A 13,815-nucleotide genomic window follows, 5' to 3' on the forward strand; every position below is an offset into this window, starting at 1 on the left:
TAAATTGGACTAAAAGTAAAAGAGGAGATGCGACCCGAGTCGTTTCTCCTCTTATTTTTGGCAGCTAATTGGCTGGGGTACTCGTTTTCTAGGGTACTCGTTTTTTGGTGTGATTAGGTTTCGTAGCGTTTCAATACCTCGCCAAGCTCACGTGAAGATTCAGTGAGGCTAGCCACGCCTGCAAGAGACTTCTCTGAGACGCTCTTCAGTGTATTAGACTGAGTTCGAATATCTGACAGTTCACTTGCGATGTCATTCGCAACCGCGCTTTGCTCTTGTGCAGACGTAGAGATTTGCACACTCATGTCATTAATGTGGTTGGCTGAATCGGCGATGAAATTGATGTCTTCACCGATGCTGGTGATCACTTCCTGGCTATGTTGCGCTTGCCCTACGGTTTGCTCCGTAATGCCCGCGATGCTTTGACTTTCATTTTGAAGTTGTTCAATCATGGTCTGAATTTCAACCGTCGCAGCTTGAGTTCGGCTCGCAAGTGTTCTTACTTCATCAGCAACCACGGCAAAACCACGGCCTTGTTCACCTGCACGAGCCGCTTCGATAGCCGCATTCAGCGCAAGTAAGTTGGTTTGCTCTGAAATACCGTTAATGGTTGTTACCACGTCACTGATTTTGGCGGTGTTGTCGTTCAACGTTGCGGCTGAGTTTGAAGCTTGGGAGATAGAATCCGACAGCTGGACGATTTGTTGAATGGCTTTTTCTACGCGAGCACGGCTTTCATTCACTTGAGCGCGGTCTTGCTCGGTTTGAGTGGTGGCCTGGTTAGCAATTGAGGCAACTTCTTGGGCGGATGCGGTCATTTGCTCCATGGCGGTTGCGACAGAATCGAGGGAGGAATACTGGTTATTGATTTGTGCTTCACTCTCTTTCATTTCACGCTCGAATGAACTGGATGTTTCGCCAAGCTTGGTCGAGTTATCTTTCACGGTGTTAACCAGTGTCGATAATGTATCCATTGCATTATCAAGTGCGCAGCCGATGGTGCCAAATTCATCACGCCCAGCGTGAAAGCCTAAACGAGAAGTCAGATCACCTTTTGATATTTTTTCCGTCGTCGAATAGAGAACCCACAATGCCCCGCCGATAAAGGTGGCAACCCAGTAGACAAAAATAGCAAAGGGCAGTGCCCAAAGGTAACTGAGTGCGAACGTTGTTTTTGCGTCACTTAGCATTGCATTGTATCGGGTCGAAAAGTTTTCAGTGAACTGGTAAAGGGAACCGGATTGATGCTGTTTGCTGACAGTAACAAGACCTTCTTTAAAGACTGGGTCTCTTAATGAAGAGGTATTGGAAAGTCCTTGTATCGTTTGAACGTCTACTTTTTCAGAAGAGAGAAGGCCAGAAAGCTTGTATTCTGCGGCCATGATCGATTGCTGTTCAAATTGTTCAATAGTACCAAAATAGCGAGCGCCACTGATGCAAGTTAATGTTGTGAGAAACAGGAAAAAAATCACCCACATTTTGTCGTTGATTGACATTTTAATAAACAAACGATCAATCGTTCGAAAATCTACTTCTTTCATAAATGGCTCCATCCATCGTAGTAATCGCGTATTTTACTACTTAAATTTCATTATTATTGAGTTGTGTGTCGCAAATTGTAAGCTATTTGTTGCTTCTGTTACATCGCTTTAGTGATGCCAAGTGGTTTTATTGATGATTCACTTGTTATTTAAGTATTCACTCACTCGCTAATCATAGTGCAACTGGAAGAAAGGGTGTAAACGCAGGTATTTGGTTTTTTGTACTAAGGAAAGCCATTAGGAGGAGATGATATGGTCAATGGTATGCCAATCTGTGTTGCTGTTGCTGTTGCTGTTGCTGTTGCTGTTGCTGCTGGCGGCAGGGACCGAGAAACAAACAATAAGTAAACCCAACTTTCAGTCTTTCTATTAACAGCGAATAAAAACCATGTATATCGAGTAATAACAATCGCTAAATAGACATGGCAACTGAGTTAACAACGATGAAAACCGTTGCTCAGTTAAGTTGGGGTTACGGAATCACTTAAAGCGTTAAATGGGTTACGCGAATTCTTTTTCTAGGTAGGTGACGATATCTGATGATTCGTACATCCAGGTCGTTTGGCCGTCTTTTTCGATACGCAGGCATGGAACCTTAAGTGCGCCACCTTGAGTGAGTAAGGTGTCTCTGTGGGTTGGATCATTTTTCGCATCTCGGAGCTCAAAGCTAACCGATTGACGTTTCATTGCTCGGCGAACCTTGACACAAAATGGACACGCTTCGAATTGATACAATGCTAACGCACTGGCTTTATTATCAACATCGGCCTGCATCTCAGGGGAACGTTTAATGCCTTTTGGGGCAAAAACAAAATTCAATGTCAAAATGACCTTCCCTAAAAACCAACGAATTAACTTCATAACTTCTCTTCTTTATCTACTGCATAAATTTCACAATAGTGTAACAGCGATGGCAGCGTGGAAATAGACCTGAATGACCGCATTTTTAACGGTGATTTTTTATAGGTAACTTGTTTTATAATGTTGTTCTGTGTCTCTTTCTCTCTTTCTCTCTTTCTCTTTTTCCTTCTCGTTGATGGCGGCTAAACTGACTGCAATCATTCTCTTTGAAACAGTGATTCCTTTCGATACTGCCTAGGGCTGACCCCGAAGTGTTTTTTAAAGCACTTGGAAAAGTAGTTGCTGTCTGAGAATCCGCATGATTCTGATATGGATTGAATCGAAAGTTCGTGCTGCTCTTTGAGTAGCAAAGCGGCTTGGTTTTGTTGGATGTTTCGAATGTATTGATTAGGGGAAGTCTGTAAAAACTGGCGAAACAAACGTTCCATTTGTCGTTGGCTTACAAAGGAGGCTTTGGCAATTTCATCACTGTTTAACTGGGCGTTAGCGTAGTGTCTTTCGATGTAAACAAGCGCGCGACTTAACGCCAAGGTGGGTTGGTTACTTTCTGTTGAATCGCCTTGGTAGGCTCTAGAAAGGGTGATAACCAACTGCTGCATTAATGAAGCGAGCATACTTTCAAAGCCGATGGGCGCATCATTGTATTCGGTTTCAATCAACACCAACAAGTTCCTGAGGCGAGTCAGTTGTTCTGGGTTTAACGTAAGCTTCGCAGGGTATTCGTTGTTTTGTCTTGCGATGGGTTCGACGGTAAATAACGCTTGATAGCCAGGCAGCAGCCTAACCTGTGGGGAATCGAAAAAAGGAAGATTGGAATCGAACATTAAATTAATGATTCGGAGATCATTCACGTCGTTGAATCCATGCTCAACGTCACCATTGATAACAAACACATCCCCAATACTGAGAGGGTAACTGTGCCCAGCAACTTGGTGCTTCCCTGTCCCTCCAATAACAATGAACAGCTCAGAATAGTCGTGTTTATGGGTGGCAAAGTCATGGCTATGGTAGCCATCGACATAGGCAAACCTAACATGGTTGTGTTTAAGATGTGACTTGAGCTGATATGTGGTCGTCATGTCGCTATATTACCCATACTTGTCGGAATATTGGTAGAAAGTAAGATTCTAGAGCTCTAGTATGAATTCATCAAGCCCCATTTATAGATAGCACTGGTTTATCGATGTATGAACTATAGATGCATGAGCTATAGATGGTTTCATGGTTTTTAATGCCTTAGTGTCTGGAATGCAAATTATGACGACTTCTTTCTCTACTCCTTATTTTTCAAACTGGCCCAAGATTCAGTCAGAATTTAAACCTGACAGTGGATTGGAAGCGGAAATTGCTTCGATTATTAAAGAAATGACGGTCGAAGAAAAAGTAGGGCAAATGATCCAACCTGAGCTTCGAGAAATAACCGCGCAAGAGATGATTGAATACAAAATAGGGTCCATTCTCAACGGAGGCGGGTCCTGGCCTGATGGTAATAAACGAGCGAGTGCGGCGGAATGGGCAAAGAAAGCGGATAGTTACTGGGCGGCGACTGAGCAAGCCTTTTCTCATCGGCCCTTCCGTATTCCATTTATGTGGGCAACTGACGCAGTCCATGGTCATAACAACGTGTTTTCATCGACGGTTTTTCCACACAATATTGGTTTAGGTTGCGCTCGTGACCCTGAATTGATCCGAAAAATCGGCCGAATTACCGCCCTAGAAGTTGCTGCAACGGGGTTGGATTGGACATTTGCACCGACGGTTGCTACGCCTCGAGATTTGCGTTGGGGGCGCGTGTATGAAGGCTATTCAGAAGATCCAGAGATCACGTATGCGTATGCAGGCGAAATGGTAAAGGGTTTACAAGGCAATATCGCAGAGCTGAAAGATGACTATCATGTCATTTCAAATGTAAAACACTGGGTCGGCGATGGTGGAACAATGATCGGTATTGATCGTGGAATTAACCGTTACAGTGAAGATCTATTGCGTAATATTCATGCCATGGGGTATTTCAGTGGTTTAGAAGCGGGGGCTCAAGTCGTGATGTCTTCGTTTAACAGTTGGGACAACGAAAGCAATTATGACCATGATCTGAGCATTAATGAGCCATACAACAAGAAAATTCATGGCAGTAAATATCTGTTAACCGATGTACTTAAAGAGCAAATGGGCTTTGACGGGCTGGTTGTCACCGACTGGAACGGTCACGCCGAGATAAGTAAGTGTTCAAATGAAGACGCACGGTACGCGATTAACGCGGGTAACGATGTGTTAATGATTCCTGTTCGCCAGCATTGGCAAGCGGTCTACCACAACACCGTTGCTGATATTCAACGGGGTACCATACCAATGGGCCGGATTGACGATGCTGTGACACGAATTCTTCGGGTTAAGATGCGAGCGGGTTTGTGGAATAAACCGCAGCCTTCAATGCGTGCTCTGGCCGGTGACCAAGCGATTCTAGGCGCACCTGAACATCGCAGCGTAGCAAGAGAAGCGGTTCGTAAATCACTGGTTCTACTGAAGAACAAAAATGAAATATTGCCGCTTAAATCAAACCAGCGCGTTATTTTAACCGGCAGCGCAGCCAATGATTTACAAAAACAATCTGGTGGATGGAACCTGACTTGGCAAGGTGATGAAAATGCCCTGGGCGATTTTCCTGGCGCAACAACGGTGAAAATGGGGCTAGAAGCTGAGCTTGGCGAAGAGAACGTTATTTATGATCCCGATCTGACCTGTCCATTGGTTTCGGTGGATACGGCTATCGTCGTGTTTGGTGAAGATCCCTACGCTGAAATGATGGGCGATATTAAAGCGTGGCAAAGCCTAGAATTTGCTAAGTTGAAACGCAGTTACGCCTCAGATTGCGCCAAAATAGCCAAGTTGCATGCGGCAGGGGTCAAGGTTGTCTCAATATTTTTCAGCGGGCGGCCTCTTTATGTGAATACAGAAATCGCTCGTTCGGATGCGTTTGTGGCGGCATTTTTACCAGGAAGCGAAGGTAAAGGCATCATCGACTTGCTGGTTGCAGATGATAATAATCAGCCGAAGTTTGATTTTCATGGTGTGCTTTCCTTTAGTTGGCCAAATAAAAAGTCAAGCTACACGGTGAATCGAATTCCACCACATATTGGCCAGTACGAGTTACCGGAAAACGAGCAAGATCCTCAAGGTGAGCACGCGCCGCTCTTTGATTATGGTTACGGGCTTAACTACACCGACAAGAAACAAGATCGGGATCTCGACCAACTTGAGTTCGATACCGAATCAGAGGTCACGCTCGCACAGCAAACTCACATGTACGGTATTCAAGCGACCATTGGAGATTATCAGTGCAAGGTCGCTGACACTCACAATGAAGAAGGTATGGATGTCTCTAGAAATAATGCCATGAAACTGACGACCTTGGTGACCACGCCTTTTAATTATCAGCAGCAGCAAGACGCTGTTGAGTTCACATTTTTAGAGGGTGTTAATGCGTTGTACATTGAGACGACCAATAGCGAGGGGGAGGACCTCAGCGACTACAAAAATGGCTTAATTTCGTTCGAGTTGAAAGTGCTTGAAGCCCCGAGTGATGACGTACTGGTGACAGTAACTCGCCCGTTTAACATGCTGGAGAGTGATACAGGGGATGTGGTGACGTATGCATTGAACCAGGCTTTAATGGGAGCGTCAGACGAATTTGTTCAGTTTCAAGTTCCTTGCCAACACTTCTTTGATTCTGGCGTGGATTTATCGAGTCTACACACCGTGTTTTCTTTAACCAGTAATGGCCGTTTTAAAGCGGTCTTAGCGAATGTCTATTGGCAAGCTTAGCCAGAGCTGATTAACCGGTTTGGCTAGGTGCCATTTGAGCAGTTAAGGTGAGTCGAACCGACATCTGATGGCTGAGTTTGCATTGCCATAAACGTCTAAAAAGCTACAAACGTCAAAAAAGCCAGCCTAGGGATGGACTGGCTTGTTCGTATTTTGACTAAATTATAGAGTGGGTTGAACGCCTATTTAGCGACGGTTTGCCATACGTTTGTATTGATGACGTCGTCCTCGAAGGGTAATCCCCAGTTGCATGATGTTTTCAGGTGGCGCGATTCCGCTGTATCCTCCATCACCGATGTGAACAATATCGGCACCAGCGGCTTTGGAGGCCATTGCCACTTGTTCAATATAAGACTCGCTGGCCCCTTCTTGAGAAGTTCCAATCGCCAGCATTCCGAGCATGCCTGTTTGGTGAACGGCGGTCATCATTTCGCGAGCGAGGTTAGCATCAACGCCAGGCGTCGTGAATGGAGCGGGGAACATCATCACGTCGGCCCCTGCTTCTGCAAAGGCAGGAATGATACCGAGGTTATAATCGTTACCCACCCCACCGGCGTGCATTTTACCTGCAACAATAATGATCTCTTTAGAGACATTACGAACTAATGTAATGGCATCAAGTATGGTTTCTTGTGTGACGGCATTACCAGGGTTTCCGGTGAGCATGACGTAATCGAGCCCGATCTCTATCGCTCGTTCAACGGTTTCTTTGGTCACTGTTCTGCCAACGTCTACGTGGCTGACATTGTCTGGTACAGGCTCTAGATTACAGCCAATCAAACGACCCGTTGCCGCTTTTATTTGCGCTATCGACATGACTTCTTCAGGATCTTCTGAGAGGATTTTTATCGCGGGTTTCATGACGTCTAGGCAATTCAATGTGATCATATCCGCTCCAAAAGCCGCCGCAATCTCTGCGCCTGAAACCACATCGATAGGTGGGGCTATTGCCACCACATTTTCCACCATGATGGTGCGACCTTCAGAGTTCTGAATGCTGTCGACAATATCTTGACGAGAAGCATTACGGACATCTTCAGCGGTAAAATCAAATATGCGCTTCTTCATAACTTCTAACCTTGTTCAGTTTGTGGTGAATAGCAACAATTTCTTCAGCAAGTTCGCGGCAAAGCATCGTTGTCATAATGTGGTCTTGAATGTGAGTCAGAATTAACGTCATAGTGACTTTGCCCGCACCTTCATCAAACCCAATCAGTGCGGTTTGTGATTTGTGAACAGCGGTCAGTGCTTCATCGCCACTTTTAAGCAGTTGTTGAGCTTGCTGAAAATGGCCTTTTCTCGCCGTCATCATGGCTTCCATAAAGGCAGAGCGAGCTTCGCCAACTTGACACAGCAATGTCATGAGAAATTCTTCAGTTATGTCCTCACTACTATCAATTTTGACATTCATTGAGGTTTCCTTCTTTTGCGTTGTTTTGGGTGCTTTCAGACAGTGCGTTTTCTTCTTTAAGTAGCTGCTTTTCATGTACTTTCATAAATGGATAGAAAACAATCGAACTGACGACGATACTGCTTAAAACGACCAGTGCAGCGGTTCCGGAATTGGTGGCGATGATGGCACCAATCGGTGCTGGCATCGTCCATGGTGGAATAGCAATAATTTTTGAGACAAGGCCAGCTTTGAACGTAAACCAAACGATGGTGGTATTAATGGTAGGGGCGAGTAGCCAAGGAATGAAGTAGATAGGATTCATTACAATGGGTGTACCGAAAATGACTGGCTCGTTAATGTTGAATGTGCCAGGAATAATCGACATTTTACCGATGGTTTTAAGCTGAGTTGCTTTCGATCGCATCATGAGTAAGACGAGCCCCCATGTACCGCCTGCACCGCCGACAAAGATAAAGAAGTCCATCACTGGGTTAATGAATATCGCGGGTAAAGGTTCACTTGCTGCTAGAGCGTCTTGGTTTAAGCCTAAGTTTATCAATAGCATAGGTCCGATAATGCCACCCACGACTGAACCACCGTGAATGCCACTAAACCAAAGGAGTTGAACCAATAATACAGCCAGTAAACAAGCCACATAACTGTCTGATGCCAATACTAAAGGTTGGAACAACGTCATAATAGCGTCAGGGATCTTCATACCATGCTGAGCAAGGTAAACGTTCACCGACATGATAATAATGGAGATAAAGACAATCGGAATAAGAAGATCGAACGACGCAGAGATCTTCGGTGGCACCGCTTCTGGCATCTTGATTCGAATATTGTATTTGATCAGGAGCCTTTGCATTTCTGGAACAAATAGACCGCAAATTATCGCGGTAAATGCCCCTGTTCCGCCGAGGAATGCACCGGGTAGTACTCCGCCAATCTCAACGTTCACCATAGGTGCAGCCGCTAATAAAAAGGCGAACATGGAAAGCATCCCCGTGTTCATTGGGCGCAATTTATACGCTTCCGCCAAACTAAAGCCGATACCGAATGAAGCGTAGAGCGCGAAGATTCCCATACTTAGCTGGAATGGCGTCAGAATGTTCTCTTTTCCTATTAGGTCGATGAGACCATGCCAACCATCAAAGAAGAAATTCCCCTCTGAAGGCGGAAACGCTAAGACTAATAATAATGAGCCAACAATGAGAAAGGGCATTGTGGAGACAAATCCATCTTTAATGGCATTAATGTGTTTTTGTGCAGAGATCTTGCCTGCCGCCGGAGCGACAACCGTCTCTACAAAACTCAGTACTTTATCAAATATTGCCATTTTGCTAACTCTCCATAGTTTCTTTGGTTTGATAGAGCGTAATCGCTTGCTCTAAAACAGCATCGCCCTTTAACATCCCGTAGTTCATCATATCGATCAGCGCACACCCCTTATTGAGCTCGTTCGCTATTCGCTTAAATTCTTCATATTTGAACTTGACCTGAGGAGCAATCAAGCACACATCGCTCCATTTAATGCAGTCGTCAAATTCTGAAATAGAGTGCGCTGAGATCTCACACTCTATTCCTTGTTCCATCGCCGATTTTTCCATTTTACTGACGAGCATGCTTGTCGACATACCTGCCGCACAACATAAAAATATCTTCATACTGCCTTCCCTTAATTATTCACTTACCCGTTACAATAAAAATGTAACCGGTTTCAGTAACCGGTTACATATATACACGATAAATCATTCGGATGAATACCATGGGTATTAAATATGCTACGCATGTCTAATTTTTAGCCAGCAGTAGTTCGATAAAACATTGATGATAAAAGTATCAATTTGGTTGGGTTGTTGATTAAGTGAGCACTTCGAACGGTAAGGGGAGTGGCAGGATATCGAGAAAGCGACGTTTAAAAACACGCCCTAGTGACTAAAGTGTATCGTTCACTAGGGGGAGTGGCGTCTGATTAAGGCGTGAAGAGATCTGTTGAGTCTCGAACGATCAGTTGCCCTTGGATCACTTCAGATTCAAATAACGTGTGTCCTTCAATAAGCTTTTGAGCCACTGACATAGCCTGAGCCATGATCGCTTGAATAGGGATTTCAACCGTTGTTAAAGAAGGCGTTACGAAAGCGCTGCAGGGATCGTTATCAATACTGATAATGGAAATGTCTTTGGGGACCGACATTCCCTGTTCAGAAAACGCCTTAATACAACCGATAGCAATATCATCAGATGCAGCAACGATAGCACTGGTGAGGCTTCCTTTAGATAAGAGTGCTTTTCCTGCTTGGTATCCTTCAATAAAGCCAAATTCACAAGGGTGTTGGTAAGATTCAATCTTTGTTGTTGTGTGTTGGTTTATTGCCAACGTGAAGCCTTGAGAACGAGATGTGGATGTTGGTGTACTTGGCGTTGGGCCTAGGTAAGTAATGCTTCGGTGACCTGATTCGACTAGGTGATCGACGGCCATTTTAACTGCGTGTTGCTGATCAAAAGAGATAGAGTAACCCGCATTCTCAGGCAATTGCCTACCGACATTCACTATCGGTATGTCAATAGATTGGTTAAGCGCGGTTATTTGATCACTGGATAACATACGGCTATACAGCACAATCACATCGCATCGTTTTTCAACAAGCGAATGAACCGCCTTTAATTCACTTTCAGCTTGATTATGACCATCCGCAATTAACAGTTGTTTGCCCATGAGATCGGCACTCACTGATGCCTGTTTAAGCAAAATACCAAAATAGCTGCCCGTAAAGTCTGAAAGGACCAAACCTATGCTGTTTCCACTTTTAGTGGCCAAGGCTTGTGCGACTGAGCTGGGCTTATAATTGAGTTCTTGCATGACAGATTTTACTAATTCTCGCGTGCTTTCTTTGACTTGCCCAGTGCCATTGATCACACGAGAAACTGTCGCCTTAGATACACCAGCAATGCGAGATACATCTGAAATTGTTGTCATCCATGCCTCTTAAAACCATTATTTGAACACAGAAGATACCAGATTTATGTTTTGTTAGAGAAGCGCTAGAGCCAATTTTTTAGCATCACTTGCGATTTTTGATTTTGGTGAAGAACCGCAAGCCGAAGAAGTGAACGAAGAAGTGAACAATGTCGCAATGAGCAAGCAGTGATTACGCAGAGGGTCACCGATAATGAGATCTTATTCGTCTCACCACGACGTAACGAGTGCTTTAAATAGATCACTGCGCCCTGAATCGATAAGAGCGCGGTGTTCCACTATGAAAGGTTATAAAATGCCGAGTTTATTTCGCTTTATCGAGTTTACGTGGGCTAAATAGGGATAATAAGAATATCGACCGGTGATTTGTTAATTAGATGCTTTGAATAGGAGACAATATTGCTCCAAAAGTCGTGGTGATGCCCACAAATAAGAAGGTCGACTTTGTGATCAAGGATTGTGTCATGAAGTTTGTCGCTTAAGTCGCCGGTACCGACTAGAAAACTCTGGATAGGGTGGTTTGCATAACTTTCAAACCTCTTGAGTTGATCAACAGAGTTTTTCTTTAGTGGGATGTCCCCATCATGCGACTGAATGTCGATAAGCTCAGGGTAGATTTCACCGTGGGTTCCATCGATATGAATAAAAGAAATATTGGCGTCAAACTGTTTGGCAAGGAAAACCGCTCGATCAATAAGAACGTTGCTGTCTTCAGACAATTCAAGTGCGACTAGGATATGTTGGTATTTCATAGCTATTCCCCTTTCTAAGTGACTGAAATAACCATAGCGCTAGGCCGGTTAAATTGATGCGGAAGAGGTCGCAAATTGATGAGATATTGCGCATTTATCTTGTTCGGAATGGAATGTAACAAATCCTACTTGGACTTGTCCTATAAAAAACATAACAATAAACGCCATTTTTGCCATTTTTGCCGTTTACGCCACGAGTACGCTCCAGAAGAAGACAGATTAGCTCTGTGGTCATTTACGGTCTTGTAAAGGACAGTGTTTTGAGCATGTAACGTTCAACCATCGGTTCAGTCAAAGAATTGTTTTCATCCCATTTGCACAGGAACATACATGCCAAAAATCCATTTCGTCGCTCGTTCATTACTGTTTGGACTGCTCTTGCTATTTTCTAGTGTGGTCATGCTTCCTTTAAAAGCTCAGGCTGAAGTCCAAGCTCAAAACCTAGCTCAAAACCAAATTCAAACACAGCAAACGGATACGGGTTGGTTGCAAAACCCCAATCATCCGCCTGTTAAGACGCGCTTCGTGGTTACTGGGCAGGTCAATCAATCACAAAACACCGTTGAGGGTTTTCTTGAAGTCAAACTGAGTGATGACTGGAAGACTTATTGGCGAAGTCCTGGAGAGGGCGGGATTAAACCGAGTATGACTTGGAGTCAGTCAGATAACATTAACGATGTTGATTGGTTATGGCCTTATCCTCAGCGTTTCAGCGTGTTGGGTATTGACACGTTAGGGTACAAAGAACGGGTGATCTTTCCCATTACGCTTCATGTTGATGATGTGAAATTTCCCGTCACATTCAGGGCGAACTTAACGCTGTCATCCTGTAAGACCGTTTGTGTATTGACGGATTATCCATTTGAACTCACCTTCGTACCATCAGAATTGTTGCTGTCTGATGATGCGATGCATACCTATGCCCAGGGGCTAAGTCAGGTGCCTAGAGTTTCTCCTTTAGTACAGGAAGTGAGCGCTATATGGGATGAAAGTAAGAGTAAGCTTCAAGTTACGGCGATTAAACCATTGGGTTGGAAAGCGCCCAAGGTTTTGGTTGATGGCGATTCTGAAGAGGTTGAAAACACTTCATTCTCATGGCCCGTGATCCATACCGATGGTGATACGCTAGTCGTGACGTTCGACGTTACGAGTTGGTTAGGCCCCCGTCAATTGGCGGGTGAAGAACTTTTGGTGACCATTGGTGACAAAGACTTTATAACGGAGCTGCCAACCACCATTATCTCAACGGTTATCTCGGATCCAACCCGTGAGATGTCGCTGGAAACGGTGTTCTTGTTTGCGTTTTTAGGCGGGCTAATTCTCAACATTATGCCCTGTGTGCTACCCGTACTGGGCATGAAACTCAGTAGCGTCGTCTATGCAGGAGCTCTTAATCGAGGACAAATTAGACGTCAATTTTTGGCTTCTTCTGCAGGTATTGTGACGTCATTTTTATTGATCGCTTTGTTTTTAGCTGCATTAAAACTGACGGGCAGCGCAATAGGATGGGGAATCCAGTTTCAAAGCGGTTGGTTTATTGGTGCAATGGTACTGATCACGGGGCTGTTTGGTGCCAATATGTTGGGTCTGTTCGAGTTCCGATTATCCTCTAATACTCATACTTGGTTGGCGTCCCAAGGTGACAACTCGTATATTGGCCATTTCACTCAAGGCATGTTCGCCACACTACTGGCGACACCCTGCTCTGCGCCTTTCCTGGGAACGGCGGTTGCTTTCGCTTTGGCAACGAGCATCCCAACCATGTTCGCTATCTTTGCCGCTTTAGGGTTGGGAATGGCTCTACCTTGGATCCTTGTCGCTACGTTCCCATCCATTGCTCTATCATTGCCAAAACCGGGTGTATGGATGAGCAAAGTGAAGTATCTATTTGGCGCAATGATGCTCATAACCAGTCTCTGGTTGCTGTCGCTTTTGACTCATCACCTTCCCATTTTATGGATTGTTATTATTGGGATTGTCTCGGTTGTCGCGTTCTTTATACGTACATTGAAAGTCTATGGAGAAAAAGTCGCAGCGTGGGTTGGAGGAACAGTGGTGGTTTTGCTTGCAAGTAGCATGGTGATTGGTAGTGTAACGACCGATAAGTGGGCGACGCCTTTACCCGCAGAGCCGAATTGGGAAAGGCTGTCGACCAGTAAAATCAATGATTATGTGGCACAAGGGAAAACAGTCTTTGTGGATGTGACTGCTGAGTGGTGCATCAGCTGTAAAGCCAACAAAATCGGTGTTGTTCTGCAAGATCCGGTTTACAGCACTCTCCAACACCCTAATGTCATTGCTATGCAGGGAAACTGGACAACACCGAGTGTGAGTGTCACCGAGTTTCTGCAATCTCATGGTCGTTTTGGCGTCCCATTCAATGTTGTTTATGGACCACAGTCGCCTGAAGGAATCCCATTACCTGTAGTGCTAAACACTGAGGCGGTTATGGACGCGATAAATACC

Annotated in this window: 11 protein-coding genes; 2 read left to right on the forward strand and 9 right to left on the reverse strand. The window is 44.7% G+C overall.

Annotation, left to right across the window (positions count from 1 at the left end; translation table 11 throughout):
- Positions 1-113: 113 nt before the first annotated feature.
- The 3 genes from A1QO_RS17630 to A1QO_RS17640 all read right to left on the reverse strand — a co-directional run bounded on the left by A1QO_RS17630 (position 114) and on the right by A1QO_RS17640 (position 3,481).
- Positions 114-1,541 carry a methyl-accepting chemotaxis protein gene (locus A1QO_RS17630; protein WP_017038879.1) on the reverse strand — a complete coding sequence of 476 codons (1,428 nt, stop codon included), beginning with the start codon at positions 1,539-1,541 and terminating at the stop codon, positions 114-116.
- A gap of 501 nt (positions 1,542-2,042) precedes the next feature.
- Positions 2,043-2,402 (reverse strand): glutaredoxin family protein, encoded by a 360-nt coding sequence (locus A1QO_RS17635; protein WP_017033246.1) that lies wholly within the window; start codon positions 2,400-2,402, stop codon positions 2,043-2,045.
- Positions 2,403-2,599: 197 nt separating this feature from the next.
- Entirely contained in the window at positions 2,600-3,481 is an 882-nt protein-coding gene (locus A1QO_RS17640) for a helix-turn-helix domain-containing protein (RefSeq protein ID WP_017033247.1), read from the reverse strand.
- Between the two features lie 142 nt (positions 3,482-3,623).
- On the opposite strand from A1QO_RS17640, the gene A1QO_RS17645 reads away from it, so the two are divergent.
- Positions 3,624-6,224, forward strand: coding sequence for a glycoside hydrolase family 3 protein (locus A1QO_RS17645; protein WP_017039892.1), 2,601 nt, complete (start codon positions 3,624-3,626; stop codon positions 6,222-6,224).
- A 186-nt stretch (positions 6,225-6,410) separates the two neighbouring features.
- Here the strand turns inward: A1QO_RS17645 and A1QO_RS17650 are convergent, their stop codons facing one another.
- From A1QO_RS17650 to A1QO_RS17675, 6 genes are all read right to left on the reverse strand, one after another.
- Entirely contained in the window at positions 6,411-7,292 is an 882-nt protein-coding gene (locus A1QO_RS17650; RefSeq protein ID WP_017039893.1) for a hypothetical protein, read from the reverse strand.
- The gene (locus A1QO_RS17655; protein WP_017033310.1) at positions 7,273-7,635 is read right to left on the reverse strand and encodes a PTS lactose/cellobiose transporter subunit IIA; all 363 of its coding nucleotides are present in this window, start codon (positions 7,633-7,635) and stop codon (positions 7,273-7,275) included. Before A1QO_RS17655 ends, A1QO_RS17650 begins: the two co-directional genes overlap by 20 nt.
- Positions 7,619-8,956 carry a PTS cellobiose transporter subunit IIC gene (locus A1QO_RS17660; RefSeq protein WP_017041003.1) on the reverse strand — a complete coding sequence of 446 codons (1,338 nt, stop codon included), beginning with the start codon at positions 8,954-8,956 and terminating at the stop codon, positions 7,619-7,621. The genes A1QO_RS17655 and A1QO_RS17660 overlap by 17 nt, the downstream gene beginning before the upstream one ends.
- A gap of 4 nt (positions 8,957-8,960) precedes the next feature.
- On the reverse strand, positions 8,961-9,284 hold the full coding sequence (locus tag A1QO_RS17665) for a PTS sugar transporter subunit IIB (protein WP_017033308.1): 324 nt from the start codon (positions 9,282-9,284) through the stop codon (positions 8,961-8,963).
- A gap of 308 nt (positions 9,285-9,592) precedes the next feature.
- The gene (locus A1QO_RS17670) at positions 9,593-10,597 is read right to left on the reverse strand and encodes a LacI family DNA-binding transcriptional regulator (protein ID WP_017036884.1); all 1,005 of its coding nucleotides are present in this window, start codon (positions 10,595-10,597) and stop codon (positions 9,593-9,595) included.
- Positions 10,598-10,929: 332 nt separating this feature from the next.
- The gene (locus A1QO_RS17675; protein WP_017039894.1) at positions 10,930-11,349 is read right to left on the reverse strand and encodes a universal stress protein; all 420 of its coding nucleotides are present in this window, start codon (positions 11,347-11,349) and stop codon (positions 10,930-10,932) included.
- Between the two features lie 330 nt (positions 11,350-11,679).
- Between A1QO_RS17675 and A1QO_RS17680 the strand changes: the two genes are divergently transcribed.
- On the forward strand, positions 11,680-13,815 hold a 2,136-nt coding region (locus A1QO_RS17680), incomplete at its 3' end, for a protein-disulfide reductase DsbD family protein (RefSeq protein ID WP_017041004.1).

This window comes from Vibrio genomosp. F10 str. ZF-129 (genome assembly GCF_000287055.2).
Classification (GTDB): domain Bacteria; phylum Pseudomonadota; class Gammaproteobacteria; order Enterobacterales; family Vibrionaceae; genus Vibrio.